General features: G+C 62.5%; 26 protein-coding genes. 11 read left to right on the top strand and 15 right to left on the bottom strand.

What is annotated here, in order from left to right:
• Positions 1 to 105: 105 nt before the first annotated feature.
• Positions 106 to 1,626, bottom strand: a complete 1,521-nt coding sequence (locus BUA41_RS16885; protein WP_072825013.1) for a leucyl aminopeptidase — start codon at positions 1,624 to 1,626, stop codon at positions 106 to 108.
• Positions 1,627 to 1,825: 199 nt separating this feature from the next.
• Here BUA41_RS16885 and lptF point away from each other — a divergent pair, with 199 nt between their 5' ends.
• Genes lptF through BUA41_RS16870 form a run of 3 tightly spaced genes read left to right on the top strand, consistent with a single transcriptional unit; the run spans position 1,826 to position 4,449 of the window.
• Complete coding sequence (gene lptF / locus BUA41_RS16880; RefSeq protein WP_072825011.1) at positions 1,826 to 2,905, top strand: LPS export ABC transporter permease LptF; 1,080 nt, start codon at positions 1,826 to 1,828, stop codon at positions 2,903 to 2,905.
• Positions 2,905 to 3,969 (top strand): LPS export ABC transporter permease LptG, encoded by a 1,065-nt coding sequence (gene lptG, locus BUA41_RS16875; RefSeq protein WP_072825009.1) that lies wholly within the window; start codon positions 2,905 to 2,907, stop codon positions 3,967 to 3,969. Before lptF ends, lptG begins: the two co-directional genes overlap by 1 nt.
• A gap of 30 nt (positions 3,970 to 3,999) precedes the next feature.
• Positions 4,000 to 4,449, top strand: a complete 450-nt coding sequence (locus tag BUA41_RS16870; protein WP_072825008.1) for an RDD family protein — start codon at positions 4,000 to 4,002, stop codon at positions 4,447 to 4,449.
• An 18-nt stretch (positions 4,450 to 4,467) separates the two neighbouring features.
• Here the strand turns inward: BUA41_RS16870 and BUA41_RS16865 are convergent, their stop codons facing one another.
• Positions 4,468 to 5,196, bottom strand: a complete 729-nt coding sequence (locus BUA41_RS16865; RefSeq protein ID WP_072825006.1) for a 2OG-Fe(II) oxygenase — start codon at positions 5,194 to 5,196, stop codon at positions 4,468 to 4,470.
• 315 nt (positions 5,197 to 5,511) lie between these two features.
• On the opposite strand from BUA41_RS16865, the gene BUA41_RS16860 reads away from it, so the two are divergent.
• Together BUA41_RS16860 and bfr are read left to right on the top strand one after the other, a co-directional pair.
• Positions 5,512 to 5,715: a (2Fe-2S)-binding protein gene (locus tag BUA41_RS16860; RefSeq protein WP_072825004.1), complete on the top strand. Its 204-nt coding sequence runs from the start codon at positions 5,512 to 5,514 to the stop codon at positions 5,713 to 5,715.
• A 171-nt stretch (positions 5,716 to 5,886) separates the two neighbouring features.
• Positions 5,887 to 6,363 carry a bacterioferritin gene (bfr, locus tag BUA41_RS16855; RefSeq protein WP_072825002.1) on the top strand — a complete coding sequence of 159 codons (477 nt, stop codon included), beginning with the start codon at positions 5,887 to 5,889 and terminating at the stop codon, positions 6,361 to 6,363.
• A gap of 205 nt (positions 6,364 to 6,568) precedes the next feature.
• On the opposite strand, the gene BUA41_RS16850 is transcribed toward bfr, so the two are convergent.
• From BUA41_RS16850 to BUA41_RS16830, 5 genes are all read right to left on the bottom strand, one after another.
• Positions 6,569 to 7,663 (bottom strand): 5-(carboxyamino)imidazole ribonucleotide synthase, encoded by a 1,095-nt coding sequence (locus BUA41_RS16850; RefSeq protein ID WP_245791948.1) that lies wholly within the window; start codon positions 7,661 to 7,663, stop codon positions 6,569 to 6,571.
• On the bottom strand, positions 7,664 to 8,170 hold the full coding sequence (purE, locus tag BUA41_RS16845; RefSeq protein ID WP_072825000.1) for a 5-(carboxyamino)imidazole ribonucleotide mutase: 507 nt from the start codon (positions 8,168 to 8,170) through the stop codon (positions 7,664 to 7,666).
• Positions 8,171 to 8,246: 76 nt separating this feature from the next.
• Positions 8,247 to 8,480 carry a DUF1653 domain-containing protein gene (locus BUA41_RS16840; protein ID WP_072824998.1) on the bottom strand — a complete coding sequence of 78 codons (234 nt, stop codon included), beginning with the start codon at positions 8,478 to 8,480 and terminating at the stop codon, positions 8,247 to 8,249.
• Positions 8,470 to 9,297 carry a tRNA cyclic N6-threonylcarbamoyladenosine(37) synthase TcdA gene (gene tcdA / locus BUA41_RS16835; RefSeq protein WP_072824996.1) on the bottom strand — a complete coding sequence of 276 codons (828 nt, stop codon included), beginning with the start codon at positions 9,295 to 9,297 and terminating at the stop codon, positions 8,470 to 8,472. The genes BUA41_RS16840 and tcdA overlap by 11 nt, the downstream gene beginning before the upstream one ends.
• Entirely contained in the window at positions 9,284 to 10,105 is an 822-nt protein-coding gene (locus BUA41_RS16830; protein WP_072824994.1) for a pseudouridine synthase, read from the bottom strand. Before BUA41_RS16830 ends, tcdA begins: the two co-directional genes overlap by 14 nt.
• Positions 10,106 to 10,247: 142 nt before the next feature.
• Between BUA41_RS16830 and aceK the strand changes: the two genes are divergently transcribed.
• The 4 genes from aceK to BUA41_RS16810 all read left to right on the top strand — a co-directional run bounded on the left by aceK (position 10,248) and on the right by BUA41_RS16810 (position 15,082).
• Complete coding sequence (aceK, locus tag BUA41_RS16825; protein ID WP_072824992.1) at positions 10,248 to 12,005, top strand: bifunctional isocitrate dehydrogenase kinase/phosphatase; 1,758 nt, start codon at positions 10,248 to 10,250, stop codon at positions 12,003 to 12,005.
• A gap of 23 nt (positions 12,006 to 12,028) precedes the next feature.
• Positions 12,029 to 12,757 (top strand): SIR2 family NAD-dependent protein deacylase, encoded by a 729-nt coding sequence (locus BUA41_RS16820; RefSeq protein WP_072824990.1) that lies wholly within the window; start codon positions 12,029 to 12,031, stop codon positions 12,755 to 12,757.
• A gap of 78 nt (positions 12,758 to 12,835) precedes the next feature.
• Complete coding sequence (locus BUA41_RS16815) at positions 12,836 to 13,603, top strand: tRNA-uridine aminocarboxypropyltransferase (RefSeq protein WP_072824988.1); 768 nt, start codon at positions 12,836 to 12,838, stop codon at positions 13,601 to 13,603.
• Between the two features lie 315 nt (positions 13,604 to 13,918).
• A complete protein-coding gene (locus tag BUA41_RS16810; protein WP_072824985.1) occupies positions 13,919 to 15,082 on the top strand; it encodes an EAL domain-containing response regulator in 1,164 nt (387 codons plus the stop codon).
• Between the two features lie 24 nt (positions 15,083 to 15,106).
• On the opposite strand, the gene BUA41_RS16805 is transcribed toward BUA41_RS16810, so the two are convergent.
• Positions 15,107 to 17,347, bottom strand: a complete 2,241-nt coding sequence (locus tag BUA41_RS16805) for an ATP-binding protein (protein ID WP_245791947.1) — start codon at positions 17,345 to 17,347, stop codon at positions 15,107 to 15,109.
• Positions 17,334 to 17,846 (bottom strand): putative pterin-binding protein, encoded by a 513-nt coding sequence (locus BUA41_RS16800; RefSeq protein ID WP_340641255.1) that lies wholly within the window; start codon positions 17,844 to 17,846, stop codon positions 17,334 to 17,336. Before BUA41_RS16800 ends, BUA41_RS16805 begins: the two co-directional genes overlap by 14 nt.
• Before the next feature lie 137 nt (positions 17,847 to 17,983).
• On the opposite strand from BUA41_RS16800, the gene BUA41_RS16795 reads away from it, so the two are divergent.
• Positions 17,984 to 18,721 (top strand): response regulator transcription factor, encoded by a 738-nt coding sequence (locus BUA41_RS16795; RefSeq protein ID WP_072824982.1) that lies wholly within the window; start codon positions 17,984 to 17,986, stop codon positions 18,719 to 18,721.
• A 23-nt stretch (positions 18,722 to 18,744) separates the two neighbouring features.
• On the opposite strand, the gene BUA41_RS16790 is transcribed toward BUA41_RS16795, so the two are convergent.
• A complete protein-coding gene (locus tag BUA41_RS16790; protein ID WP_072824980.1) occupies positions 18,745 to 19,374 on the bottom strand; it encodes a class I SAM-dependent methyltransferase in 630 nt (209 codons plus the stop codon).
• Between the two features lie 121 nt (positions 19,375 to 19,495).
• Here BUA41_RS16790 and BUA41_RS16785 point away from each other — a divergent pair, with 121 nt between their 5' ends.
• A complete protein-coding gene (locus BUA41_RS16785) occupies positions 19,496 to 21,028 on the top strand; it encodes a C69 family dipeptidase (RefSeq protein ID WP_072824978.1) in 1,533 nt (510 codons plus the stop codon).
• A 119-nt stretch (positions 21,029 to 21,147) separates the two neighbouring features.
• Here BUA41_RS16785 and BUA41_RS16780 read toward each other — a convergent pair whose 3' ends face one another.
• The 5 genes from BUA41_RS16780 to BUA41_RS16765 form a co-directional block, all read right to left on the bottom strand.
• Positions 21,148 to 21,693 carry a rhodanese-like domain-containing protein gene (locus tag BUA41_RS16780; RefSeq protein WP_175547001.1) on the bottom strand — a complete coding sequence of 182 codons (546 nt, stop codon included), beginning with the start codon at positions 21,691 to 21,693 and terminating at the stop codon, positions 21,148 to 21,150.
• A 165-nt stretch (positions 21,694 to 21,858) separates the two neighbouring features.
• Positions 21,859 to 22,005 (bottom strand): hypothetical protein, encoded by a 147-nt coding sequence (locus BUA41_RS19325; RefSeq protein WP_175547000.1) that lies wholly within the window; start codon positions 22,003 to 22,005, stop codon positions 21,859 to 21,861.
• Complete coding sequence (locus BUA41_RS16775; protein ID WP_072824976.1) at positions 22,006 to 23,748, bottom strand: SulP family inorganic anion transporter; 1,743 nt, start codon at positions 23,746 to 23,748, stop codon at positions 22,006 to 22,008.
• Positions 23,749 to 23,755: 7 nt separating this feature from the next.
• Positions 23,756 to 25,438, bottom strand: a complete 1,683-nt coding sequence (locus tag BUA41_RS16770; RefSeq protein WP_072824974.1) for a bifunctional protein tyrosine phosphatase family protein/NAD(P)/FAD-dependent oxidoreductase — start codon at positions 25,436 to 25,438, stop codon at positions 23,756 to 23,758.
• A gap of 21 nt (positions 25,439 to 25,459) precedes the next feature.
• Positions 25,460 to 26,344 (bottom strand): MBL fold metallo-hydrolase, encoded by an 885-nt coding sequence (locus BUA41_RS16765; protein ID WP_072824972.1) that lies wholly within the window; start codon positions 26,342 to 26,344, stop codon positions 25,460 to 25,462.
• Between the last annotated feature and the right edge of the window lie 15 nt (positions 26,345 to 26,359).

Here is a 26,359-nt window from a genome sequence, read left to right as displayed (position 1 = left end):
GGCTTCTGCGGGAGCTTGGTTTGCCGAGCGATAGGTGACTTGGTTGGCCATTTATCGCCCGATGAATTGAGCTCCCACGTCCCACATCCACACAGTCACTGGGACTCACTGCTTGTCGGTTTCGACCTTGGTGTCCTGCTCGCGATCCAGCAGATACTGCGTCAGCAGCCCCACCGGGCGACCGGTGGCGCCTTTCTGCTTGCCCGAGTTCCAGGCGGTGCCGGCGATGTCCAGGTGTGCCCAGGGGTACTTGTCGGCAAACCGGGAGAGGTAGCAGGCGGCGGTGATGGAGCCCGCCGGGCGTCCACCGATGTTGGCCAGATCGGCGAAATTGGAGTCGAGCAGGCTCTGATACTCGTCCCACAGCGGCATGTGCCAGGCACGATCCCAGGCGGTTTCGCCAGCATCGAGCAGATCCAGGGCCAGGTCGTCGTCGTTCGAGAAAAGCCCCGTCGCATGATTGCCGAGGGCAATGACCATGGCACCGGTGAGGGTGGCGATATCGACCACGCTGGCCGGTTCGAAACGCTCGGCGTAGGTCAGGGCATCGCACAGCACCAGCCGTCCCTCGGCATCGGTATTCAGCACCTCGACGCTCAACCCCTTGAGGGTCTTGATGATATCGCCGGGCTTGGTGGCGCGGCCATCGGGCATGTTTTCCGCCGCGGCGACGATGCCCACGACGTTGAGCTTGGGCCGGATGGCCAGCAGTGTCTTGAAGGTGCCCAGTACGCTGGCGGCCCCGCACATGTCGTACTTCATCTCGTCCATGTCCGCCCCGGGCTTGAGCGAGATGCCGCCGGTGTCGAAGGTGATGCCCTTGCCGACCAGCACATGCGGGGCGTCGTCGCTGTTGTCGGCGCCCTGATAGCGCATCACGATCAGGCGCGAGGGCTCTTCGCTGCCCCGGCCGACCGAGAGTAGCGAGCGCGCGCCCAGCGTCTCGAGGGTCTCCTCATCGAGGATCTCCACGCTCAGTGCCCCGCCGGACTCCTTGCCCAGCTCTTCCGCCTGCTCGGCCAGGTAGCGCGGCGTGCAGACATTGCCCGGCAGGTTGCCCAGGGTACGGGTGAAGTTGATGCCTTCTCCCAAGGCGTTGCCGATCCTGGCGCCTTGTTCGCTGCTCGCCACATCGCCATTCTCGCTGAGCAGCAGCCCGACTCGCTCCAGTCGCGGCGCCGGGGCCGGTTCGGACTTGAAGAGGTCGAATCGGTAAAGGGCGCGCCGGGTGGCCTCGGCGATCATGCGGGCCTTCCAGTCGCCGGCACGCTCGGGAACCGGCACATCGCTCAGGGCCACCACGGCTTCGTCGATCGGCAGACGCGCGAGTGTTTCGGTGGCCGCATCGAGCACCTTGCGGAAACTGCCTTCATTGCACTTGCCGCGCTCGCCAAGCCCTACCAGGAGCAGGCGCTCGGCGGCCAGGCCGGGGGCAAAGGGGACGACCTGGACATTGCCGAGGGCGGCATCGAAATCACCGCGCTCGATCAATTGACCGATCAGCCGCTCACTGGCGTCATCGAGCTTGGCCGCTACCGGGAGCAGGTCCCCGTCCTTGAACACCGGGACGACGAGGCAGGCGGTCTCGACCTTGGCCGGATTGACGGTGATTACAGGGAATTCCATGACATCTCCACTGGACTCGGGGTTATCGACGCATCGCTTGCCCCGCGACGAGACAAGCGTTCGAGGATTCTGGATAATGCCGGCACGGTTCCGGGGATCAACGCCTTGAACCGTATCCGTACTCTCCTCAGTGTACGCAAAGCACCGCGCCATTGCATGGACGTTACCACGCGCCAGGACGCTACCCCGGGAGACAGCATTGATCATCTTTCGTTACCTGACCCGCGAAATTCTGGTCACCATGAGCGCCGTTGCCGGCGTGCTGCTGCTCGTCATCATGGGCAGCCGTTTCATCCGCTATTTCACCACGGCTGCCGAAGGGGATATTCCGGCCAGCATTCTCGGCACCCTGATGCTCTATCATCTGCCGGGCTTCTTGGAGCTGATCCTGCCGCTGGCATTCTTCCTGGGCATCCTGCTGGCCTACGGTCAGCTCTACCTGAACAGCGAGATCACCGTACTGGTGGCCTGCGGCACCAGCCCCAATCGGCTGTTGCAGGTGACCATGCTGCCGACGCTGCTGGTTGCCTTGCTGGTGGCGCTGTGTAGCCTGTGGCTGACGCCGGCGGGTGCGCGGCACAACGAGATTCTTCTCGAGGAGCAGCAGAGCCGCCTGGATTTCTCGGCGCTGGCCCCGGGGCGCTTCCAGGAGATCGGCGACGGTCGTACCGCCTATACCCAAGGCCTGAACGACGAGCAGACACGCATGCAGGAGGTCTTTATCAGCGAGCGGCAAAGGCGCACGGACGATACGCCGCAGACAGTGGTCACCCGGGCCGACAGCGGTTACCAGACCGTCGACGATGAGACCGGCAGCCGTTTCCTGGTGCTGGCCGATGGCGAGCGTTACAGTGTCGATCCGGGGCGCGCCCAGGCGGAGCGGCTGGAGTTCGATACCTATGCCGTGCGTCTGTCGCGGGCCACCGAAATGAGCGAACTCGACGATGCCGAGTACGCTTCTACCGCGGCGCTCCTCGCGCGCAGCACCGACGAGGCCCAGGCCCAGCTGCAATGGCGCGTCAGTCTGCCGTTGATGGTGCCGATCCTCACCCTGCTGGCCCTTCCGCTCTCCAGGGTCAATCCACGTCAGGGGCGCTTTGCCAAGCTGTTGCCGGCGATCTTCCTGCACATCAGTTACCTGAGCCTGCTGCTGGCGGCCCTGGATGCCATCGGTCGTGGTGCCTTGCCTGCCGTGGTCGGCATGTGGCCCATCCACCTGGGCTATCTCCTGCTGGGGTTGTGGCTGATGCGCCGCGCCCAGCTCGGAGGCGCACGCTGATGGTTGCCGATCGTCTCGACCGTTACATCGCCCGCAACGTGCTGGCGGCCATCGTCGTGGTGCAGCTGGTGCTGCTGGGTCTCGATCTGGTCATCGCCTTCATCAACGACCTGAAGGACGTGGAAGGCGGCTATGGCGCCTTCGATGTCTTGCTTTACCTGGGCATGCGCATGCCCTGGCGTTTCTATCAGTACGCCCCGGTGGCGGTGCTGATAGGCGCGCTGATCGGGCTGGGAAGCATGGCCTCGAGCAACGAGTTGACGGTGATGCGCGCTGCCGGGCGCTCCCTGATGCGTATCCTGTGGAGCGTGATGAAGCCCATCGTCCTGGTGATCGTCGTCGTGCTGCTGATTGCCGAGTACGTGAGCCCCCGTACCGAGCAGTTTGCAGAAGCCTGGCGTCTGGAGCAGATGAGCGGCGAAGGTGCGGTGCTCACCCAGCGGGGCGGCTGGCAGCGTGAAGGGGAGGTCTTCTATCGATTTGGCGCCATCCGTGCCGACGACACGGTCATCGATCTGACGCGTTATCGCTTTGACGGCCAGCGCCTGGTCGAGGCCACCCACGCGGCGCGGGCGGTCTGGACAGAGGGCGAGTGGGTACTGCAAGAGGCAGAAGTCACGCGTTTTTTCGACCAGCGCACCGAGGCGGTGCAGCACGCACGGCTGGCCTGGGAGACCGACTTGACCCCCGAGCAGCTCTACCGGCTGCTTCGCGACGTGGAGAGCCAGGCCCCCAGTGAACTCTGGGCCTACGCCAGCTATCTGAGCAACCAGGGGCTGTCGGCCACCCAGCCGCTGCTGCATTTCTGGCAGAAGATGCTGATGCCGGTCACCATGGCGTCGCTGGTCCTGGTCGCGGCGTCCTTCGTGTTTGGCCCGCTACGCACGGTGGCCGCCGGTACCCGGGTCTTCTATGGCGTGATCGTCGGCCTCTCGTTCAAGTATCTCCAGGATCTGCTGGCCCCCGCCTCGACGGTATTCGGTTTTTCGCCGGTGTGGGCGGTGCTGACGCCGACGCTGGCCTGCGTAGGGGTAGGGCTCTATCTCCTCAGGCGTACCGGCTGACCCTGGCACATTTCTCAATCGGGAGGAGCGATGCGACGCTTCGACAACCTGGACGATGTCTGGCCCGCGGGCTTGCTGCGTCGCCTGGCCGCGATGGTCTACGACGGCCTGGTGCTGATGGCGATATGGGTGCTGGTGGGCTTCGTCGGTGTGGCGCTGAATGGCGGCGAAGCCACCGAGAGCCCGCTGTTTCACAGCGTGCTGCTGATCGTGACCTTCGCGTTCTTCGCCTTTTTCTGGATGCGTGCGGGGATGACCTTGGGCATGCAGGCCTGGCGCTTGCGGGTGCAAGGTGTCGAAGGCAATCCCCTGTCACTGCCCCAGTGCCTGATGCGCTTCATCGCGGCAGTCTTCTCGCTGGCCCTGGGCGGCCTGGGTTACTGGTGGATCCTGATCGACGGCGAGCGGCGCAGCTGGCCGGACATCATCTCGGATTCGCGGGTGGTCGTGCTGCCCAAGCGCCCGCGTCGCTCTCGCTGAGAGCGATCGCCGGCCGGGTCATCCTTCCAGGGAAGCGGCAGGCAGGATCTTGCGTTTGACCACCCGGTAGAAGGATCTGACCGGGTGGCGCTCACGCACCACCACGATGAAGACCTTGCGATAGTGGTTCGGTGGGCAGGTGATCTCACGCACGCCATGCCAGGAGTTGCCGCGCCGCGAGAAGATGAAGCTGTGATTGCCCATGGCCCGGGACTCGATCGCGCTGTCGAAATCCGCGAACTCGGGAGCGCTGTTGGCCGCGAAGCGCCCGGCATCGTCCAGCACGACGGTTTGTCCTCCCCATTCGGGGCGCCAGTCTTCTTCACTGTTGAAATAGAAGATTTGCGAGCCGAGCTTGCGCTCGTCGTCACAGTGCGGAGAGACCGAGCAACTCGCCGGCGTGTAATGCCAGTGGAAACCCATGCGAAACATACTGGTGCCCAGCATGCGAGCCATGAAGCGTCGGTATCGAAACCCTTGCAGCTCGTCCAGGAAGGCCTGCCAGTGGGATGACAAGGGCATTCCCGGCGTGTAGTCGAGGAACAGGCGGTCGTGAGGGCGCTGGCCATGGTGACGCCATTCGCCGAAGCTTCGTTCGAAGTGTTCCACCTCGGGCAGGGTGGTGCGCAATGCCTGGAAGCCCTCGTCGGTCAACAGGCCGTAGGGATTGATCCAGGGGTAGGGGTGCTGGGTCTGAAACGCCTTGGCATCCAGCTTCTTGAGTGCATCGAAGTCCAGATAGTGCATGGCGAGGCCCTTCCCTTGTGTGATTGACGTGTCACGAGCGTCCTTGGCGCTCTTGGATCATCATGATGGGTTTGTTTGCAAAAAGTAACAATAACGTTTTTTTATGAAATTTAATGTGATTAAAAAAGCCGTCTCGCTCTTCTCGACTCGGTGAAAAGGACCATGTTCCGGCTTTCAAGCCGCATGAGCCTCGTGCCGCTTCGGTATTGGTTCCTGCGCTTCAGCCAAGGGAACGCTGAAAAGGGCCGTCTTGCACTTGCAATCCCCTATGCGAATCATTTACATTTGCTATCGGGACGATAGTGAGGCCAAAAAATGTACGTATGTCTATGCAAGCGGGTTTCCGACCAGACCATCCAACGCGTGGTCGCCGAGGGGGCGCGGAGCTGGCGCGAGGTGCGGGAACAGACCGGCTGCGGTACCCAATGCGGCAAATGCGCTTGCATGGGCAAATCGGTCACCCAGGATGCCCTGGCACGCGAGATGTTTGATGAGGCGCAGTTGGCTTACGCCGTCTGAGGTGCGCATACATCAATTTTTACTGGCATTCGCCAACGCTTCTCGAATGCGATGAAATCTCTATAACCTTCTGGTGTCGTTGGACTTTTTTGGCGTTCTGAGCCATACTTCTGCGTCAATAAGGCGCGGTCTTGTCTCCGTGCTCATAAAAACCGCGAAGAGGAGATCCCCATGAAAGGCGACGCCAAGGTCATCGAACATCTCAACACCGTGCTCGGGAACGAGCTGGTCGCGATCAATCAGTATTTCCTGCATGCCAAGATGTACAAGGACTGGGGTCTCCAGGCCCTGGCAAAGTGGGAGTACGACGAATCCATCGAGGAGATGAACCACGCCGACAAGCTGATCGAGCGCATCCTGTTCCTCGAAGGGCTGCCCAACCTGCAGGACCTGGGCAAGCTGCACATCGGCGAGCACACCCGCGAAATGCTGGAAAGCGACCTGGCCGCGGAGCACAAGGGCCGCGATGACCTGATCAAGGCCATCACCTATTGCGAGAAGGTGCACGATTACGTCAGTCGCGATCTGTTCCGACATATCCTCGACGACGAGGAAGATCACATCGACCAGCTCGAGACCGAACTGGGGCTGATCGACAAGGTGGGTATCGAGAATTATCTGCAGAAGCAGATGCGCGAAGCGGATTGATCTCAAAACTAGCTGCGCTCGACCATGCAGCGTTAAAAATCAGTTCAAGATACTCATTTACAATACGTAAACTCCGTTCTTTCGCTGATTTTTGCCTTGCCTGGTCTTCGCTCGCTTAGTTTTGTAAATCGCTGAAAGTTTTGAGTCACTCAAGGAAGGCGCCCCTGAAAAGGGGCGCCTTCTTCGTGTAGTCAGCAGATGCCGCTCAACCGAGATCGTTGACCAGCAGGCTTTCCACGGCGGCGATACGCTCGCTGAGCTGTTCTTCGCTCGAAGCAAGCACGGTGATATGGCCGATCTTGCGCCCAGGGCGCGGCGCCTTGCCATAGTCGTGCCAGCGGGTGCCGGGTACCTCCAGCACCGCGCGTCGATCGGGGAAGGCCCCGATCACGTTGAGCATGGCACAGGGCACCAGCGGGGCGACGGCCCCCAGCGGCAGGTCGGCGATGGCGCGCAGGTGATTCTCGAACTGGCTGGTCTCGGCACCCTCGATGGTCCAGTGGCCGGAGTTGTGCACCCGCGGGGCAATCTCGTTGGCGAGCAGCGCATCACCCGTGACGAAGAATTCGAAGGCCATCACCCCGACGTAGTCGAGTTCGGCCAGCACCCGATGGGCGTAGTCCTCGGCCAGAGCCTGCAGGGGGTGGCCGGGCTGGGGAATGGAGCAGTGCAACATGCCCTGGCGGTGCTCGTTGCGCACCAGGGGCCAGACCCGGACTTCGCCGCTGCGGCCTCGCACGGCGATCACCGAGACCTCATGATCGAAATCGACAAACCCCTCGAGGACCAGCGGGGCTTTGCCCAGGGCGGCGAAGGCACCGGCGACATCGGTTGCCTCGCGCAGTACCTTCTGGCCCTTGCCGTCGTAGCCCAGGGTGCGTGTCTTGAGCACCGCTGGCAGGCCGATCTCGGCCACGGCCGCGTCGAGGTCGGCTTGACTGTCGACCCTGGCGACCTGAGGCAACGGGATGCCCAGCGAACGAAACAGCGACTTCTCGGCCCAGCGGTCCTGAGCGGTTGCCAGCGCCTTGGCCGGCGGAAACGCCGGGCACTGTTCGGCCAGCCGGGTCACGGCTTCGGCGGCGATGTTCTCGAACTCGAAGGTCACCACGTCGCTGTTGGCGATCAACGATTCGTGGGCCGCCTGGTCCTCCCAGCCGGCCTGGATATGACGACCGTGAAGGGCCGCGCAGGCCGAGTCCGACGGGTCGAGGAAGGTGAAGCGGGCATCGAATCCCGCTCCGGCTTCGGCCATCATGCGGCCCAGCTGGCCGCCACCGACGACGCCTATACGCATCATTCAGGCCTCCGGCGAATCGAGTTGGCTGGGGTTGGGCTGGTCGAGCACCTGGCGGGTCTGCTCGGCACGGTAATGCTCCAGCGCCTCGCGCACCTCGGGGTACTTGTTGCCCAGCATGGCCGCCGCCAGCAGGGCCGCGTTGATGGCACCGGCGCGACCGATGGCCAAGGTGCCGGTAGGGATGCCGGCGGGCATCTGCACGATCGACAGCAGCGAATCGACGCCGCTGAGCATGCTGGACTGGACCGGCACGCCCAGCACCGGCAGGCTGGTCTTGGCGGCGGCCATGCCGGGCAGGTGAGCGGCACCGCCGGCACCGGCGATGATCACCTCGAGGCCGCGATCGATGGCGCTGGCGGCGTAGTCGAACAGCAGGTCGGGGGTGCGATGGGCGGAGACCACCCTGACCTCATGCCCGATGCCCAGCGTCTGGAGCGTCTCGGCCGTGTGGCACATGGTCGCCCAGTCCGACTTCGAACCCATGATCACGCCTACGCGTATGCTCATCCATCCTCCCTTCCCTCGGCGCCGAAAACAGCGCAGCAGTATAGCATCGCCGGCAGCCGGCAGCATGAATGGCGCGTTACTTGAATGCCACTTCCAGCTCGAAGCGCGGCAGGGGCTCCCCCTGCACCTCGACGGTCTCGCTGAACATGGCCAGAGGGCGCACCCACAAGCCGTAATCCCCATACAGGGCACGGTAGACCACCAGCAGCTCTTCGGTCTCACTATGGTGGGCTACCCCGATCACTTCATAGCTCTGGCCCTTGTAATGGCGATAGATGCCTGGCACCGGGCGGGGGTGTTCATGGAACATCGGAAATTTCCTCTTGGGTGGCTGCCAGGCGTGCCAGCGTCCGAGAAGCGGCAACGAAGCCGAAACTGCCGGTGACGAACGTCGCCGCACCGAAACCGCTGGCACAGTCGAGTCGGGTGGCTTCTCCGGCACCGGGCTTGTGCAGGCAGACCTCGCCATTGCTGCCGGGATAGACCAGCTGTTCGTCAGAATAGACGCATTCCACGCCGAAACGCCTCCTGGGATTGCGCGAGAAGCCGAAATCCCGACGCAGCCGTGCGCGCACCTTGGCCAGCAGCGGGTCGTGCTCGGTACGGGTCAGGTCCGCCACGCGGATGCGGGTCGGGTCTGTCTGGCCGCCGGCGGCGCCGGTGACGGTGATTCTGAGCTTGCGGCGTTTGCACCAGGCGATCAGGGCCGCCTTGGCAACCACGCTGTCGATGGCATCGATGACATGGTCCGTGTCGTCGGGGATGCGCTTGGCCAGGTTGCTGGGCGTGACGAAGGCGCTGTCGGCGACCACCTCGATGCCAGGGTTGATGGCACGACAGCGTTCGGCCAATACCTCGACCTTGGGCTGGCCGATGGTACCGTCCAGGGCATGCAGCTGGCGATTGATGTTGGAGACGCAGACGTCGTCCAGGTCGATCAGCGTCAGCTTGCCGATGCCGGCGCGGGCCAGCGCCTCGACCGCCCAGCTGCCCACGCCGCCGACGCCGATCACCACCACGTGGGCCTGGCGGAAACGCCGTGCTGCGCGAGCACCGTAGAGACGCCGGATGCCGCCGAAGCGAAAGTCGTAATCGTCGGCGATGGGAGCGGGTTCAAAGGTATTCATGAGCGTTCGTTGCGCCTTTCGATGATGGGACAGATGACGCAGCGGGCGATGGGGTCGATGGGGGCTCTTCCCAGTGCGCCGTGTTCTTCGGCAGATGCCCGGCCCAGCCGAAGTGGTCGAACAGTCGCTGCAGGTCGTCGCCGACCGCGGCACTCAGGTGCAGGGTCGCCCGACGCTCGGGGTGCCAGACACTCAAGCCGACGGCCGCCAGCAGCAGCCGTGTGCTGGCGAAGTGCTCGCGGAAGAAGCGGTTGTGCACGCCCTTGCCATGCTTGGCGTCGCCGATGATCGGATAGCCGCGTCCGGCCAGGTGGCGGCGGATCTGGTGACGCCGACCGGTCAGGGGGCGCGCCTCCATCAGCGAGTAGCGCGTCTGGGGATAGCGGTCGACCCGCACCGGCAGCTCGACGCTGTCCAGTCGGCATACCTCGGTACAGGCCGGTTGCGCCGGCATGTCGGCCTTGGAACGGCGGCCATCCTCCTCGCGAAGCGCCGCGTCGAGTCGTTCATGCGCCGGGCCGATGCCTCGCACCACCGCCAGGTAGCGCTTGCGGATGCGCTGGGCAGTGAACTCCGCGGTCATCGCCCGAGCCATGGCCGGGGAGAGCGCGAACAGCAGGAGTCCCGAGGTGGGGCGGTCCAGGCGGTGCACCGGATAGACTCGCTGGCCAAGCTGATCGCGCAGGATCTGCAGGGCGAAGTGCCGTTCGCCCCGGGCCAGGTCCGTGCGGTGCACGAGCAGGCCCGAGGGCTTGTGCACGGCCACCAGCGCAGCGTCCCGATAGATGATGGGCAGGGTGTCGAACATGATAAGGCAACGGTTCGCAAGGGAACGAGGGGCCATTGTCGCTGGCCATGCCGGGGCTTGTCATCCGTGCGCCCAACTATCGTCCTCTCGTCATGGCGCGAGAAATCGCGCAAGCTTGGGCTAACGCCGATCGGAGTCCGTCATGAAAGTCACCCTCGCCTATCGCATCGCCGCCACGATATTGCATGGCTTCGATGAGTACCGCTCGCGCTTTCAGCAAATCACCCTCAACGCCCGCCGGCGGTTTGCCGAGGCGGCCTGGCGCGATGCCCAGCAGGCCTCGGCGGCGCGTATCAATCTCTATGACGAGAAGGTCGGGGACACGCTCTCGCGCCTTCGCCGCTCCTTCGATGACGAAGAGCTGACCCACTGCGAAAACTGGCGCGAGGCCAAGCAGCATTACGCGGAACTGATCGATCAGCGCCTCGACTACGAGCTGGCCGAGACCTATTTCAATTCGCTCTTCTGCTCGATCTTCCATCACCGCCATATTCGCAATGACTGGATGTTCGTCTACAGTTCCCGGGCTCATGCCGCGCGTCGCTCCGACATCGAGCTGACGCGACGGCGATCCGTCGAGGGCGACTGGAGAGGGGCACTGGCCTGGGCGCTCGGCGAGGCGCCGCTGGACACCTTCTTCGAGGACCTCGAACGCGATACCGAGCTGGGCAGCGACTTCCTGAATGCCCATCTGCCCGAGGGACTGCGTGATGCGCCGGACGCCCGGATCGAACTGCTCAGGAGCGTGTTCTACCGCAACAAGGGTGCCTATCTGGTGGGGCGGCTGAGCGGCGCGGACCTGCAGGTGCCGCTGGTGCTGCCGATCGTCCATGGCACGCCGCCGAATGGCCAGACAGGCGTGCGCCTGGATACGGTGATCATCGAGCCGGTGGAGGTATCGATCATCTTTTCGTTCACCCGTGCCTATTTCCAGGTGGATGCCCAGGTACCCGGCGAGTTCGTCGGCTATCTCCAGAAGCTGATGCCGGAAAAGCCCGAGGGAGAGCTCTATTCGGCGATCGGCTTTTTCAAGCATGGCAAGACCGAGTTCTTCCGTGCCCTGAATCACCATGTCGCCAAGCGCCAGGATCGCTTCATCATCGCCCCGGGGGTACGCGGCATGGTCATGGCCGTCTTCGTGCTGCCCTCCTATCGCACGGTGTTCAAGATCATCAAGGACCGCTTCGATCCATCCAAGGAAATGAGCCGCGAGAACGTGCGCGAGAAGTATCGACTGGTCAAGCGCCATGATCGGGTGGGGCGCATGGCCGATACCCAGGAATTTTCCAACTTCATCGCTCGCAAGGACCACTTCGATCCGGATTGCCTGGCGGAACTGCTCGAGGTGGCGCCGTCCACCGTCGAGCTGCGCGGCGACAAGGTGCTCATCAAGCACTGCTACACCGAGCGCATGATGATGCCGCTCAATCTCTATCTGGAGCAGAGCGACGAGCAGGAGACGTGGGCGATACTCAAGGATTACGGCAATGCCATCAAGCAGATGGCCGCGGCCAATATCTTTCCCGGCGACATGCTGCTCAAGAACTTCGGCGTGACCCGCCACGGTCGGGTCGTGTTCTACGACTACGACGAAATCTGCTATCTCACCGAATGCAACTTCAGGAAGATTCCGGAGCCCCTCTACCCCGAGCAGGAGATGATGGACGAGCCTTGGTACTCGGTGGGCCCCAATGATATTTTCCCCGAGGAGTTCGGGCCTTTCCTGTTCGCCGACATCAAGCTGCGGCGGCTGTTCTTCGAATTGCACCCCGAACTCTTCGACGCCGGTTACTGGCAAGGGCTGCAAAAGGCGATCGAGGAAGGGCAGGTGATCGATGTCTATCCCTATCGCAACAAGCAGCGCTTCAATGGCAGTGACCAGTCGGTACTGACCTACTGATTCCACGGCAAGTGCGAGAGACGATGACGGCAGATTCGAGACCCCGCCTGGTGGTGCTCACCGGGGCAGGCATCAGCGCCGAGAGCGGCCTGAAGACCTTCCGCGACGGCGATGGCCTGTGGGAGAACCACGCCATCGAGGATGTCGCCACCCCCGAAGGCTGGCAGCGCGATCCCGAACTGGTGCTGCGCTTCTACAACGAGCGGCGTACCCAGGTGCGGCGCGCCAGGCCCAACCCGGCCCATCGTGCCCTGGCCGAACTGGAACAGGCGGGGTTCGACGTGTGTATCGTGACCCAGAACATCGACGATCTTCATGAGCGCGCCGGTTCTAGAGAGGTGGTGCACCTGCACGGCGAGATCCTCAAGGCACGCTCGAGCATCGACCCGCGACTCATCTACCCCCTGCCGCGAGGGGGCATCAGGCTCGGCGATCTGTGTGACAAGGGGGGGCAGCTCAGGCCCCACGTGGTGTGGTTTGGCGAGGCGGTGCCGGCCTACGGCCATGCCTGCGATATCGTCACCGAGGCCGACCTGCTGCTGGTGGTGGGAACGTCCCTGGCGGTGATGCCGGCGGCGATGCTGCTTCATGAAGCGCCCACCGAGTGCCCCTGCATCCTGGTCGACCCCAATGCCTCTGCGCTGTCGCCCGACTGGGTGCGAGCCATCGATGCGCCGGCGAGCCAGGGGGTGCCGAAGCTCGTCGATCACTGGCGTCGCCGACAGCGTCTCGAAGTGCCCGAGATATTTTGAACGCCGAGACCGTCGACACGCCTAGCGGGGGGCCGCCATGCTAGACTGTCCGGCCTTTTTCGCCGAACCGCATACGTCATGAGTGAGACCCCCGATTCCACAGTGTCCTATCCTGTTACCGACGGCGATTGCGAGCATGATCCGGCTACCGGCCGCCCCCGTCCGCCCCGTCGAGCGTTCAAGGCGCGCGGCAGTTTCGTCACTCGTTGCGAGGCCTGTCGGCTACCGGCACTCAACTGCCTGTGTCCCTACCGGGTACAGGCCGACAGCGATGCGCGTTTCTGGCTGTTGACCCATCCCCTGGAACATAACAAGCCGACCAATACCGGCCGGCTGATCGGCGACGTTCTCGACACCACTGAAGTCTTCACCTGGTATCGCACCGCCCCGGACACGGCGCTTCTCGAGAATCTCGACGACCCGCGTTTCGCGCCTTTTCTCATCTTTCCCGACGACCAGCCGGACTATGCCGAGCGCGTCGTCGGGCCCGAGGCGGTGGGTGACGCCAAGTGCGAAGGTCGCATTCCGGTATTCATCATCCTCGATGGTACCTGGCGCCAGGCTCGGCGCATCTTCCGCAAGAGCCCCTACCTCGAACGCCTGCCGGTGCTGCCGCTCTACACCGAACGGCGGACCCGCTATCACCTGCGCAAGCCAGCCTCGGCTTCCCACCTGTGCACCGCCGAAGTCGCCGCCGAATTGCTGCGCCAGACTGGCGACAAGACCGCCGCTGCCGTGCTCGACGACTACTTCGACGCCTTCAACGACAGCTACGCGGCGAGCCGCCGGCACCACCGGATCGAGACGCCCACACCGGCGATGCAGCGACTGTTGGCACGGCGGTAGCGCCATAGCTTTTTGGATTACCCGGGTAAAACCTTTTCGTTAATACACATTGTGAAAAAACGACACAATGTCTGGGTAATGCAGTAACTGACTGAAAAAAAGTGTTAGTTTGCACAGGTGCCGGGTGATGAGCCTGAGGGCTAATCGAACGGGGTTTCTGACGCCTGCGCCACCATGTTCGCTTCTCGGAATCGCTGGGCAACCTTGCCGAATGAGCTCTCGCAGGTTGGCGGATGAAATAAACCAATTGCCTAACGTAATGAACGGGTCCATGCAGACATTCATGCGGTTTTGCCAGGAATGGGGTTTCCGGTTATGGCGCAACGTGCGCTGATCGTCGATGACGATATTGAAATCCAGGTGCTGGGGAGGCAATTGCTGACCCGGCGGGGCTACGACGTCGTTACCGCCAATGGGCTTGGCGAACTTGTCTGCCAGCCCGAGCTTCTTGCTGCCGAGCTCATCCTTCTGGACTTCGATCTGGGGGAGTTCACCGGGCTGGATGTCATGCAGTACCTCAGTGATCTAAAGCTCAATGCTGCGATCGTGCTGTTGAGTACCTGCGATGCCAGCACCGCCAAGCGAATTCTGGATGCCGGGGCCTCGAGCGGATTGAGAATGCTGGGATTTCTGTCCAAGTCCCGGTTTCTCAAGACACTCGACCATGTCATCGGCAGCTTGGGTGCGCCTCAGCAAGCGCTCGGGGCCGAGAACCTGGCATCGGCCATGCAGCAAGGCCAACTGTTCCCGGCCTACCAGCCAAAACACGACCTGCGGTCCGGAAGAGTCGTCGGGGTGGAAGCGCTGGTGCGCTGGAAGCATCCTCAACGAGGGGTGCTCTATCCGGATGCCTTCATTCCGCTGGCCGAGCAAAGCGATCAGATCGTCGAACTCACCTGGTACATGCTGGCGCAGGTGTTGGGTCAGCAGGCGCGCTGGCGGGCCCGAGGCTGGGAGTTGGACATCGCCGTCAACATCCCGGCACAACTGTTCAAGACGCCCGATGTGCTCGCTTCCTTCGACCGCCTGCTTTCTCGGCATGGCGATAGCCTCCGGGGCATCACCCTGGAGCTGACGGAATCCGCCGGCATCGAATGTCTCGTTCACGCTCGCCACCTTTTCACCGCCCTGCGCGAGCGAGGCTGTCGCTGGTCGCTTGACGACTTTGGCACCGGCTATTCGTCGCTGACCCAGCTTTACCGCCTGCCCTTCGATGAATTGAAGCTGGATCGCAGCTTCGTCGCTCACTGCGACGAGGATCGAGAGGCGGAAGCCATCACCCTGTCGATCATCGAGCTGGGCAAGCGTCTCGACATGAAAGTGGTGGCGGAAGGTATCGAAACCCGGAGCCAACACGCGCTGCTCAAGCGTGACGGCTGCGATCATGGTCAGGGCTATCTCTTCGCGCGGCCCATGGCCGAAGCCGAGTTCGCTACCTGGTTTGCCAAACAGACCCGACAGGGGGCCATCGTCTTCTGATGTTCGCCCCGAGGTGTATCCTTCTCAGGTGCAGAGCAATCCGGCCTGCATCAGTGCCGCTTTCGAATCGCTCTTCAATGCGGCGATGGTCTCCACACGGTATTGCAGTTCGGCGATGGGCGTGTCGAGAGGTGCCTCTTCCAGGGCAGCGGCCTCGCGGGCAATGGCCACACAGCCCAGGGATGCCGAGGCGCCCTTGAGGGAGTGGGCACCGCGTCTCAGGTCATCTCGATTTCCGGTGGCGAGGTGTTCGCGAAAGCTCTTGAGTCGATCCTCGAGACGCAGCAGGTAAGTGTTCAGCAGATTCTGCAGCGCCGATGGCTCCAGGGTATAGCGCAATTCCCTGCAAATCTCGTCATCCAGCACGTTGTCTGCCTGGGTCGCTTCATCGATCGCATGCTTCGAATAGGTGGTCTCTGCCGATACGGTGCTGGGCGCGCTCACCTGATTGCCCGGCCTGGAATGCTCAAGATACTTGCCGAGTAGCTGGCACAAGGCGTCACGGGTGAAGGGCTTGCAGATCACGTTGTCCATGCCGCTCTGGTAGCAGCTCTCGAGATCCGCGGGCATCACGTTGGCGGTCATGGCGATGATGGGCAGGTGCCCCTCGGTTTCCCGGGCTCGCCAGCGACGTGTGGTTTCAAGACCGTCGAGTACCGGCATCTGCATGTCCATCAGTACCAGGTCGAACGCTTGTCTTTCCAGGCGCTCCAGCGCTTCGGCACCATCGTCGACGACCTCGGCGGTCTGTCCCAGGCGCATCAGCATGGCCTGGGCCAACGTCTGGTTGATCGGGTTGTCTTCCACGACAAGAATGCGATGTCGCTTCAAGCTGGCACGGCAGGTGTCGATATGCTGTTTTACCTCGCTGCCTTGCGCCTCGGGCAACGCTACCGTGAACCAGAACCGACTGCCCAGGTCGATCTGGCTGGACACGCCGATCTCGCCACCCATCGCCTGCACCAGGCGCTGGCAAATGGCTAGCCCCAGTCCGGTTCCTTCATGACGGCGGGCAATGGAGAAATCCACCTGGGTGAAGGCCGAGAACAGGCGGGTCTGATCCTCGGGGGCGATCCCGCACCCGGTGTCCCGCACCTCGAAGCGGATCAACGGGCCGGCTTCGGCACTGACATGGAGTTTGACGAAGCCTTCACGGGTGAACTTGAAGGCGTTGTTGAGCAGGTTCATGAGCACCTGCCGCAGGCGATTGAAGTCCCCTCTCACGAAGCGTGGCAGCCCACCCTCGAGGTGTTGGCTGAACAGGACCTCGGAATCCCGGCAGCGCAGTTGATAGCCGGCGCATAGCTGCTCCAGGAAGGTGGTGAGGTCGAAGGGCTGATCGTCGAGATCCAGCGACCCGGACTCGATCTTGGTGTAGTCGAGGATGTCGTTGATGACCGACTGCAGTCCCGCGGCGCTCTGCTTGAGCGCCTGAAGGTATTCCCGGCCTCGCGAGGACATCGGCTCATCCGAGATGAGATCGGTCATGCCGATCACGCCATTGAGCGGCGTGCGAATCTCGTGGCTCATGATCGCCATGAACTCGGACTTGGCACGACTGGCTTCCTCCAACTCCTCGGCTTGCCGCGCCAGTAGCCGAGCCTGCTCGTCCCGAGAGCGCCCCTCGTGGATCAAGGCGCGCGCCAGCAGGCCGCCAGACACCACCAACAGCAGGATCAGCGTCAGCTCCAGGGCATAGAGCTGCAGCATTGTCCTGCGTTCCCGGGCTTGCAGCGATGCCATGTGCGCGTTGCTGTCCACCAGGATGGTGTTGGTCAGTTGTTGCAGCTCAGCACTTTTCGCATTTAGGTCCGCCAGCAGCGCGGCGGGTGGCATGCCGGTGTTCTCAGGCAGTTTCTGCAACTGTTCATCCATTGCCTCGATCAGCAGGAAGGCCCGCTGCAGGGGCTCTCCAATGCCTTCGATCTCGGCGATCTCCTGGGCAATGATCCCCTTCTGAAACAGCCGCATGCGACTGTAGAGAATCTCGAAGCGAAACAACAGGTCTTCGAGGGGGGATGTCAGGATGTCGCTGGCAGCAAAGCGCAGCTCGCGTACCTCACGATCGAACTGGTAGACCGCCCAGATCAGGTTTTCGTCGAGCCGACTTTCCAGTTCCTGCTGGCGCTGGAAGATGATGCTACCGGTGATGAGCGTCGAGAGAAGAAACAGGATCGCCGAGAAGCTGGCGATCCTGTAGCGACGCGAGAACAGCGATTTCAGGGTGATGGCAGAAAACCGGTTGGCCGAATCACTCGATCTCAATGCGGTTCACCTGCCAGACCGAGCGAAAGAGTATCTCTTCGTTGAGGAGCTCGGGCTTGTCGTCGAAGGGGTAGATCACGAAAAGGGGGCCGTGGTCGCGCACCCGCAGCGGACGCCCATCGGCGGACATGGCCAGGATCACGTCATGGGCCATGAAGTCTTCCACCGGGACCGACGCGGCATAGTCGTTGAGCGCACGGATCCGCAGGCTGTCGCCCTCGGCGCCCACGGCCTCGAGCAGCGCCCGGCCGAGGGGGCCCTCGAAGCTCACCCGGGAGTCGTACCAGGGCGTGTTCGTCACTGTTTCATGCTGTTCCAGGGAGTGCAGCATGGCCCGGTCGAAGTGCGCCTCGTCGCCGACATTGGCATGAGCGAGCTTGCCGCTCACCTTGAGGATGACGGGGCCAGTGGGGGCTTCCAGCGCCTGGACCGGCCCCGTAAAGGCTAGCAAGGCTCCCAGCAGGCTTCCCAGGGCGGCGCGTGAAATGGACATCGTCATGCTTGGTCTCCCCCTGATAAAAGCCAGGAGTATATATCGGCGCGAAAAGCGCAAACTGTAAACCTTTGTGTCAACGCGCAGCATGACATCGGACATCATAAAATATGATTTTTAGCATCATGAGAGAGTGTCGTGGTATGCATATCGGAGTACTGGAGGATGACAGCGTTCAGCAGGAGTTCATCAGGCTCTGCCTGAGCGCCGCCGAGCACGAGGTGTCGCTGTTCGAGCGGGCGAGCGAGCTACGCCGTGCCATGCAGCAGCAGGCATTCGATCTATTGATTCTCGACTGGCGCCTGCCGGATGCCTGCGGCATGGACGTGATGAGCCATCTTCGCCAGCACGATGGCTGGCATAACCCGATTCTCTTCATCACCGCCAGCCAGAACGAGGAAGACGTCGTGTTGGCCCTGGAGCATGGGGCGGATGACTTCCTGGCAAAGCCGTTACGCCCCCGGGAGCTGGAGGCGCGCGTCAATGCGCTGGGGCGGCGCCTGGGCATGAAGGCGGTCAAGCGCCACGACCGGCACGGGGCCTACTTCCTGGATCGCGAGCATCATTGCGTGCGCCTGGAGGGTCGAGCCATTTCACTGACCGATCGGGAGTACAGGCTGGCCACGCTCTTTTTCACCCATGTCGGCGAGCTGCTTTCCCGCGCGCATCTGCTCGAGGTCGTCTGGGGCATCAAGGGGGATGTCTCGACCCGCACCGTGGATACTCATATCAGCCGCTTGCGCCGCAAGCTTGCCCTGGATGGGCGCCACGGCTTCCGATTGCGCAGCATCTACCAATATGGCTATCGACTGGAGCCGCAAGCCGCGGATGCCGTATCCGAGGCGCAGGGCAGCGAAGAGGCCATGTGCTCTGGAGCCTAGGCCAATCGCACCCTGTACTCGCTTCACACGCCAGGGCGTTGCTTGCACGCCAGCAGCGCCCGGAACAGCGAGCCCATCATCACCGGCTCGTCCCGCATGATGAAAAATCCTGCGTCCTCCAGCAGCGGCCGTGCCTGGCGAGTGATGTCCGTGGCGATGGCGCTGGTCACGGCATTCAGCACCCGCCGACCCCGGCCCGCGCGATGGCTGTCGGGTTGGAACTTGTCCATCACGCAGAGTTGACCGTCGCTTGAAAGCACGCGATGCGCCTCGGCGAGGCCGCGAGCTGGATCGGGCATCACCGCCAGGATCAGGTGCATGATCACCACATCGAAGTAGCCGTCGGGGTAGTCGAGGTGTTCGGCGTCCATCTCTCGGGCGGTGAAATCAAAGCCGAGCTCGTCGGCCCGCACCCGAAAGCGTTCCACCATGGCCGGCGAGAGATCGGTCCCATGCAGTTCGATATCTCGTGGCAGGTAGGGAAGGTCCAGGCCCGTGCCGGCCCCCAGGATCAACACCCGCTGCCCCAGCGACCAGTCGACTGCCTCGAGCGCCTGGCGCCGTGCACGGCGGAAGACACGGTCGGCGACCAGATCGTAGGCCGGGGCATAGAGGGTATAGCGCAGCCGGTTCCAGGCGGTGGTGTTGAGCATCATGATTTCTCGGAAGATCCACTCGCATGAGTCGTCACAGTATAGCCCGACTGGGCTACGCTCTAGAAAAGCCGGCTCGTGCGTAATCGCCATCTGCTCGTCATCATCCGAGGAGTCCATGATGAAACTGACTTGTCTGCCGTCTTCGCTGCTACTGGCCGTGCCCCTGCTTGCCTCTTCTCCTGCCTGGGCAAGCTACGCCTTCTACGTGGGCAAGAACCTGACACAGGACCAGGGGGTGCTCGTTGGCGGCACCGGCGAGGAGGTCTCCAGCCACTGGCTCGAGATCGTGCCGGCCGTCGATCATGAACCCGATTCGATGATCAAGGTAGGGGTCACCGAGGCGGCGAACATTCCGGGACAGCTGATCGAGATTCCTCAGGTCGCGCACACCTTTCGTTATCTGTCGATGTCGTACTCCGACTACGCGGGTTTCCCGGCACCCCTGACCAATGGCGGCGTCAACGAACATCAGGTGGCGGTGCGTGATGTCTGGGCGACCAATCGTGAAGAATTGATCGACATGACGCCGACGCCGCAGCGTGGCCCGCAATACAGTGATCTGGCGCGACTGGTGCTGGAGCGGGCGACGACCGCTCGGGTGGGGGTCGAATTGATCGGCGAACTGATAGCCGAGCATGGCTATTCCACCTATGGGGGCAACACCCACCTGATCGCCGATCCCGACGAGGGCTGGGTGGTCTGGGAGTTCGCCGGCGGCCAGGGGCTCTGGGCTGCCGAACGGTTGGGCCCGGACGACGTCCGGGTGCTTTACCCGGGCTACATCGAGAAGTTCCCTCTCGACTATCGAGAGAACCCGGACTTCATGGGCTCGGACAACCTGATCACCTTCGCCGAGGAGCAGGGCTGGTTCGACTCCCAGGCCGACGAGGCCTTCAATGTCTTCGAGGTTTACGGTCGCCAGGATACCCGGGCGCGTACCGGGGGCTACAAGTACATGACCCAGGCCGCGCTGGAAAAGGTCACCGAGGAGATGGCGCCGGTCGACGAGCGCGAGATGATGGCTCGTGTGCGCGATCATCGCATCGCCGACGACGAGGCGGGTTATGGTCAGGTCGTCAGTCTCAGGAAGGGGATCGACGCCGACCTGATTCGTATCTGGGTAGCGCCGACCGGATCGCTGGCGGCACCTTTCCTGCCCTGGTGGCTCGGCGTGCAGCAGGTGCCCCTGGAGTATGGCCAGCATCGCTACCTGACCAAGGGTGCGGCCTCGAACTTCCTGAACCCGGACTTCCAGGTTCAGGAGGCCAGCGACTTCGCCGGCCGGCGCTTCAAGCAGGTCATGTACCTGATGTGCGAAGACCCCGATGCCTACCGGCCGCAGGTGACCGAACTGCTCGAGGGCTTCGAGCAGGCCAGCTTCGATGACATGCCGTGGGTGGAGCGATCCGCGCGCACGCTGATCGATCAGGGGCAGCGTAACGATGCCCGGGAGATGCTGACCTTCTATGCTCACGGCCGCGCCGAGGAGGCGATGGATCTCGGCGAGACCCTGGTCGACTGGCTCTATGCGTCATTGGAGCTGACTTCCGGGCTGCGCCGGCCCGGAGGCGAGCAGATCAATGACCCGGGTGGCGAGACGGTCAATTGCCTGGTCGATGCCGACCCCGACAAGCCCCAGGATGCGCAGTAGTCGCTGATCGAAAACCCTAAATGATCGAGGTGGGGCGATTTTCCATGAAGAAGCGCTTAGATAAGTGTCAAAACTCCCCATGAATGCCACTTCAGAGTCGAGAAATCATATTTTCTGGATTACGGACGATAGATCTTCTCCGTGTTGAGCGTCATGGACCAGGGCAGCCCTGCATTCTGCCAGCCATTCACGATCCTCATGCCTTTCTTTTCGCCCTCTTTGGCGCCACTGCCCTGAAAGCCGTGATCAATGTATTTCACGTTGGTGAAACCCCGCTCCAACAGGTATTCGGCGCTGGGTTTACCGCGACTGGAACCGGAGCGGCACATGGTAATGATCAGGGCATCCTTATCGAGGCCTTTCTCTTCGAGAGCTTTTTCCACACCCGCTGCGAACTCCGGGTTGGTGATCATGGCAAACCGGCCCTTGTCTGGGAGAAAGTCAGAGCGGTCCACAAGCTTGAACGGAATGTTCTTGTCGATCGCATCCGTGAACCCGATAAACATGATTTCCACCGGATCCCTGACATCCACAAACAGGATCTGATCCCCCTGCTTTTGAACCATGTCGTAGGTTTCCTGGGGCGTCACGGCAAGCGCGTCTTCAGCGTGGACGTTGAAGCTGGCGGCGAATGTGACAAGTAGTGCTATTAGCAATTTTTTCATGGTCGTTTCCTCCCGGATTGGACTTCCCCACACCTTCAAACATACGCCCGTGCGCTGGGGTTATCAAGAACTGTAATAAGCTTATAACTTTTTGGTTGGCCGAGATCAAATCGTAAAAAGGGCGCCTGCTATCCAGCAAGCCCCCTCTTTTATCCACGCATCAGATCAAAGCTTGGTTGTATCGATCAGCGCCGCCTTCCTTGTCGCCTCGCAGATCGCGACGTACTGAATCGACCCGGTATCGGACTCATAGAAACCTGCAACACGAGGGCTACCGGGCTTGCGGCTCTCACTAACTTTCATGATCGTCATTCAAGACTCCATTCTACTTGGCTGACGCCTAGTCCGGTCCGTCAGGGCCGTCCAAGCATCATGTTGCGACAGGAAGACCCTGCCGTTCAGGTTTTCGATGAGGTGCGACCGCTTCAAACGGTCCATTACAGGGCCCTTGACCTCGGATAGATGCAGGCCGACGCCCATGTCGCGCAGTCTGGCGTTAATCGCCTCGAGACTCTCGAGCGCGGAATAATCCACCTCGTTTACCGCCGAGAACATCAGTACGACATGACGGATCTGGCTGCCAGCGGTCACGCGGGACTGGATCAAGTCCTCGAGGAAGCGAGCGTTGACGAAATAGAGGCTTTCGTCGACGCGCAGGGTCACGACGCGCGGATCGGTGTCGACTTCATGGCGCAGGACGTTGCGAAAATGCTCGGTACCGGTGACGCGACCCACTTCAGCCACATGGGGGCGCGAGGTCTTGTAGAGATGCAGGAGCACCGAGATCACCACGCCCGAGGCAACGCCGACCTCGACACCAAGCAGAAGCGTCAGGGCGATCGTGGCGGCGACAGCCGTGAAATCAGCCCGGGAGTAATTCCAGGTCTTGTGCAGGATCGTGAGATCAATGAGGCCGAGCACCGCAACGATGATGGTGGCCGCGAGTGTCGCCGTGGGCAGATGGAAGACAAGCGGCGTCAGCGCCATGGCCGCCACGGCGAGGCCGACGGCAGTGAAGGCACCGGCCGCCGGCGTCCTTGCACCCGCATCGTCGTTGACGACCGAACGCGCGAAGCCTCCCGTGACAGGATAGCCGCCGGAGAAGGCCGCGCCGAGATTGGCTGCACCCAGGCCGATCAGTTCTTGGTTGGGATCGATCCGCTGGCGTTTCTTGGCGGCGAGCGTCTGGGCGACCGAGATTGATTCCACAAAGCCGATGATCGAGATCAGGATGGCCGGCAGCGCCAGCGCCGCGATCAGGTCCGGCGCAAAGGAGGGCAGCGTCAGTGGCGGCAGGCCTTGCGGCACCGCGCCTACGACGGCAACGCCCTGCGCCTCCAGTTCGAGTTCCCAGACAGCCAGCGTCGTAACGACGACCGCAGCGACAGGACCGGCCTTGGTGGCGATGTCAGCGGCCAGCGGCGGCAGGCCGATCCGGCCTAGCGCCGGCTTCAGTCCCTTGCGAACCCAGAAGAGGAATGCGGTCGCGGTCACGCCGATCACAAGCGTTGGCAAATTGGCGTCGCCGAGATGCGCGAGTAGCGATCCGCCGATCTCGATCAGAGTATGGCCCTGCGCCTCGACGCCCAAGACATGCTTGAGTTGGCTGACCGCGATCAGGATGCCGCTTGCGGTGATGAAGCCCGCGATGACGGGATGGCTCAAGAAGTTGGCGAGAAATCCGAGGCGGAAGACCCCGAGGAGCAGCAGAAACGCCCCGGAGAGTGCCGCGAGCGTGAGCGCGGCCACGGCATAGCCGGCGGTGCCCTGATCCGCGACCTGTCCGACCGCCGATGCGGTCAGAAGCGAAACGACGGCCACCGGCCCTACGGCCAGCGCCCGACTGGTGCCGAAAATCGCATAGAGGAGGATGGGGGCGATCGAAGCATAGATGCCGGCCTCTGGAGGCAGTCCCGCCAACAGGGCGTAGGCCAGCGATTGCGGGATCAGCATGATCGTGACGATCACCGCGGCCAACAGGTCGGCGCCAAGCGCCGCGCGGTCGTAGCGGCGGCCCCAATCGAGGATGGGCAGATATTGCGCGAAGCGAGTCATGAAAATCTCATTCGTCGGATTGCACCTTTAAGGGTTGGGGTTTGGCCAACCACTCCTTCCCGCGCAGCATCGCCTTCCAGTAGATCGGCGGCAGCATCCGCTCCTTCAGGAGCCAGGCCGCCCGCGTCGGCTTCGTTCCGTCGATCAGCCAGGCCGGGAAGCTCGGCTTCAGTACGCCGCCATAGCCGAACTCGGCCAGCACGATCTTGCCGCGCTCCACAGTCAGCGGGCAGGAGCCATAGCCATCATACTGTGCAACGGGCTCACGTCCCCGGATGTCGGCGAGGATGTTCTCGGCCACCACCGGCGCCTGCTTGCGTGCAGCGGCGGCAGTCTTGGCGTTCGGCGCGTTCATCACGTCGCCCAGCGCCCAGATGTTGTCGTACTCCTTGTGGCGCAGGGTCGCCTGATCGACATCCACCCAGCCCTCCGCGTCCGCAAGCGGAGAGACGCGGATGAAATCCGGCGCCTTCTGCGGTGGGCAGACATGGATCATGTCGAAGGTCGTCTCGATCTGGCGCGGTTCCTTTTCCGGCTCCTTCACCTCGAATACGGCGGTTTTGGACGGCCCGTCGATGGCGACGAGATTATGGAAAAAGTCGAGCGTCACGTCGTAGCGTTCGATGTATTCCATGAGCGCGGGGACATAATCCTTCACACCGAACAGCACTCCGCCCGCATTCATGAAGTGGATATCGATGTTCTCGAGGACCCGTTGTTGCCGCCAAGTATCGGCGGACAGGTACATGGCTTTTTGTGGCGCGCCGGCACATTTGATCGGCATGGGTGGTTGGGTAAAGATCGCGCGCCCTTGCTTGAGACCCCGCACGAGTTCCCATGTGTAGGGCGCGAGATCGTAGCGGTAGTTCGAGGTGACGCCATTGCGTCCCAGCGTCGCTTCCAGCCCCTCAATGCCGCCCCAGTCGAGTTTCAAACCCGGGCAGACGACGAGCCGGTCGTAGCCCACGACCCGGCAACCATCGAGGATCAAGGCGTTCCGCTTCGGCTCGAAGGCGGCAACGGCGGCCTTGATCCAGCTCACGCCCTTGGGAATCAGCGATCCCATCGTCTTGGCGGTATCGCTCGCCTTGAAGATGCCGCCACCCACCATGGTCCAGCCGGGTTGGTAGTAGTGGATGTCGGCGGGGTCGATGATGGCGATGTCGAGGCCCGGCCCACGCGCCTTGAGGCTGGCGGCGACCGAGATGCCGGCCGCGCCGGACCCCACGATGACGATCTCGTGGTGGACATCCTCGGCATCCGCGGGCGTCTCGCCGCCATTGGCGATGCGGCGGGCGACGCCATTCATGTCGTAGCCCGCCGCCTTCGCCGCACCGAGGATCTCCGGCAGGGGGAGATCCTCGGCCTCGTTCAGTGCCCAGAGGGTCGTGGAGCGCATGCCCGAGCGGCAGAAGGCAAAGACCGGGCCGGGCATCTCGCGCAACGCAACGCCAAAATGCGTCGCGTCTTCCTCGCTGACCTTGCCCGTCTCAACAGGAATGTAACGCGTCTCAAGTCCCGCCGCCCTTGCCGCGGCGTCGATCTCGGCGAAGTTCGGTTGATCGGGGCCTTCGCCGTCTGGTCGGTTGACGATGATTGAGCGAAAGCCCTCCTGCTTCAGTGTCTCGACGTCAACGGGCGCAATCTGCGGTCCGACTGACAGCTTGTTGGTCAGTTTTTTGATTTCCACGTGATCCCCTCCCGACGACGATCAAAGTCCGTTCACCGGCACCTTCATCATTGGGTTGCCGTCCTTGTCGGTCGGCACTTCGCCAGCCCGCATGTTCACTTGCAGAGACGGGATGATGAGCGTCGGCATCTTCAGCGTGGTGTCACGCGCCTCGCGCATGGCAATGAACTCCTCGCGGGTCTTGCCGCCGCCTACATGGATGTTGTGCGCCTTCTCGTCTCCGACCGTGGTTTCCCAAGCGATGTCTCGGCCGTTCGGGCCGTAATCGTGGCACATGAAGAGCCGCATCTCGTCGGGTAGCGCCAGCACCTTCTGGATGCTGTCGTAAAGCTCACCCGCGTCGCCGCCCGGGAAATCCGCGCGCGCCGATCCGCCGTCGGGCATGAAGAGCGTGTCACCCACGAAGGTCGCGTCACCGATCACATGGGTCATGCAGGCAGGCGTGTGGCCGGGTGTGTGCATGGCGAAGGCCGCCATGCCGCCGATCTCGTAGGTATCGCCGTCTTCGAACAGCGCATCGAACTGGCTGCCGTCGCGCTCGAACTCGGTGCCCTCGTTGAAGACCTTTCCGAACGTTTGCTGCACGAGGGTGATCCTGGCGCCGATGCCGATCTTCCCGCCGAGCTTGTCCTGGATGTAGGGCGCGGCCGACAGGTGATCGGCATGGACATGCGTCTCGATGATCCAGTCCAGCATTAACCCACGCTCGCGAATCCGCGCGATCAGCGCGTCGGCATGATCGTAGCTGATACGCCCGGCGGCATAGTCGATGTCCATGACGGAATCAATAATCGCGCAATGCTTGCTGCCAGGATCCTTCACGATGTAGCTGATCGTGTTGGTCGCCTCGTCAAAGAAGCCCTCGACGTCAGGTGTCGTATCCATTTCTACGGGATAGTCGGTCATGTCTTACTCCTTTGC

The sequence above is a fragment of the Modicisalibacter ilicicola DSM 19980 genome (genome assembly GCF_900128925.1).
GTDB lineage: Bacteria > Pseudomonadota > Gammaproteobacteria > Pseudomonadales > Halomonadaceae > Modicisalibacter > Modicisalibacter ilicicola.
This window is presented reverse-complemented; position numbering and strand designations above follow the sequence as displayed.

Excerpts from the sequence above, each read along its gene's own strand:
- BUA41_RS16885 (WP_072825013.1), bottom strand. The coding sequence starts at position 1,626 with ATGGAATTCCCTGTAATCACCGTCAATCCGGCCAAGGTCGAGACCGCC.
- purE (WP_072825000.1), bottom strand. The coding sequence starts at position 8,170 with ATGAGCATACGCGTAGGCGTGATCATGGGTTCGAAGTCGGACTGGGCG.
- BUA41_RS16810 (WP_072824985.1), top strand. The coding sequence starts at position 13,919 with ATGGCGCAACGTGCGCTGATCGTCGATGACGATATTGAAATCCAGGTG.
- BUA41_RS16840 (WP_072824998.1), bottom strand. The coding sequence starts at position 8,480 with ATGTTCCATGAACACCCCCGCCCGGTGCCAGGCATCTATCGCCATTAC.
- lptG (WP_072825009.1), top strand. The coding sequence starts at position 2,905 with ATGGTTGCCGATCGTCTCGACCGTTACATCGCCCGCAACGTGCTGGCG.
- BUA41_RS16850 (WP_245791948.1), bottom strand. The coding sequence starts at position 7,663 with ATGATGCGTATAGGCGTCGTCGGTGGCGGCCAGCTGGGCCGCATGATG.
- tcdA (WP_072824996.1), bottom strand. The coding sequence starts at position 9,297 with ATGAATACCTTTGAACCCGCTCCCATCGCCGACGATTACGACTTTCGC.
- BUA41_RS19325 (WP_175547000.1), bottom strand. The coding sequence starts at position 22,005 with ATGACGATCATGAAAGTTAGTGAGAGCCGCAAGCCCGGTAGCCCTCGT.
- BUA41_RS16775 (WP_072824976.1), bottom strand. The coding sequence starts at position 23,748 with ATGACTCGCTTCGCGCAATATCTGCCCATCCTCGATTGGGGCCGCCGC.
- BUA41_RS16830 (WP_072824994.1), bottom strand. The coding sequence starts at position 10,105 with ATGTTCGACACCCTGCCCATCATCTATCGGGACGCTGCGCTGGTGGCC.
- BUA41_RS16815 (WP_072824988.1), top strand. The coding sequence starts at position 12,836 with ATGAGTGAGACCCCCGATTCCACAGTGTCCTATCCTGTTACCGACGGC.
- BUA41_RS16780 (WP_175547001.1), bottom strand. The coding sequence starts at position 21,693 with ATGAAAAAATTGCTAATAGCACTACTTGTCACATTCGCCGCCAGCTTC.
- BUA41_RS16865 (WP_072825006.1), bottom strand. The coding sequence starts at position 5,196 with ATGCACTATCTGGACTTCGATGCACTCAAGAAGCTGGATGCCAAGGCG.
- bfr (WP_072825002.1), top strand. The coding sequence starts at position 5,887 with ATGAAAGGCGACGCCAAGGTCATCGAACATCTCAACACCGTGCTCGGG.
- aceK (WP_072824992.1), top strand. The coding sequence starts at position 10,248 with ATGAAAGTCACCCTCGCCTATCGCATCGCCGCCACGATATTGCATGGC.
- BUA41_RS16800 (WP_340641255.1), bottom strand. The coding sequence starts at position 17,846 with ATGACGATGTCCATTTCACGCGCCGCCCTGGGAAGCCTGCTGGGAGCC.
- BUA41_RS16870 (WP_072825008.1), top strand. The coding sequence starts at position 4,000 with ATGCGACGCTTCGACAACCTGGACGATGTCTGGCCCGCGGGCTTGCTG.
- BUA41_RS16785 (WP_072824978.1), top strand. The coding sequence starts at position 19,496 with ATGAAACTGACTTGTCTGCCGTCTTCGCTGCTACTGGCCGTGCCCCTG.
- BUA41_RS16795 (WP_072824982.1), top strand. The coding sequence starts at position 17,984 with ATGCATATCGGAGTACTGGAGGATGACAGCGTTCAGCAGGAGTTCATC.
- BUA41_RS16820 (WP_072824990.1), top strand. The coding sequence starts at position 12,029 with ATGACGGCAGATTCGAGACCCCGCCTGGTGGTGCTCACCGGGGCAGGC.
- BUA41_RS16860 (WP_072825004.1), top strand. The coding sequence starts at position 5,512 with ATGTACGTATGTCTATGCAAGCGGGTTTCCGACCAGACCATCCAACGC.
- BUA41_RS16765 (WP_072824972.1), bottom strand. The coding sequence starts at position 26,344 with ATGACCGACTATCCCGTAGAAATGGATACGACACCTGACGTCGAGGGC.
- BUA41_RS16790 (WP_072824980.1), bottom strand. The coding sequence starts at position 19,374 with ATGCTCAACACCACCGCCTGGAACCGGCTGCGCTATACCCTCTATGCC.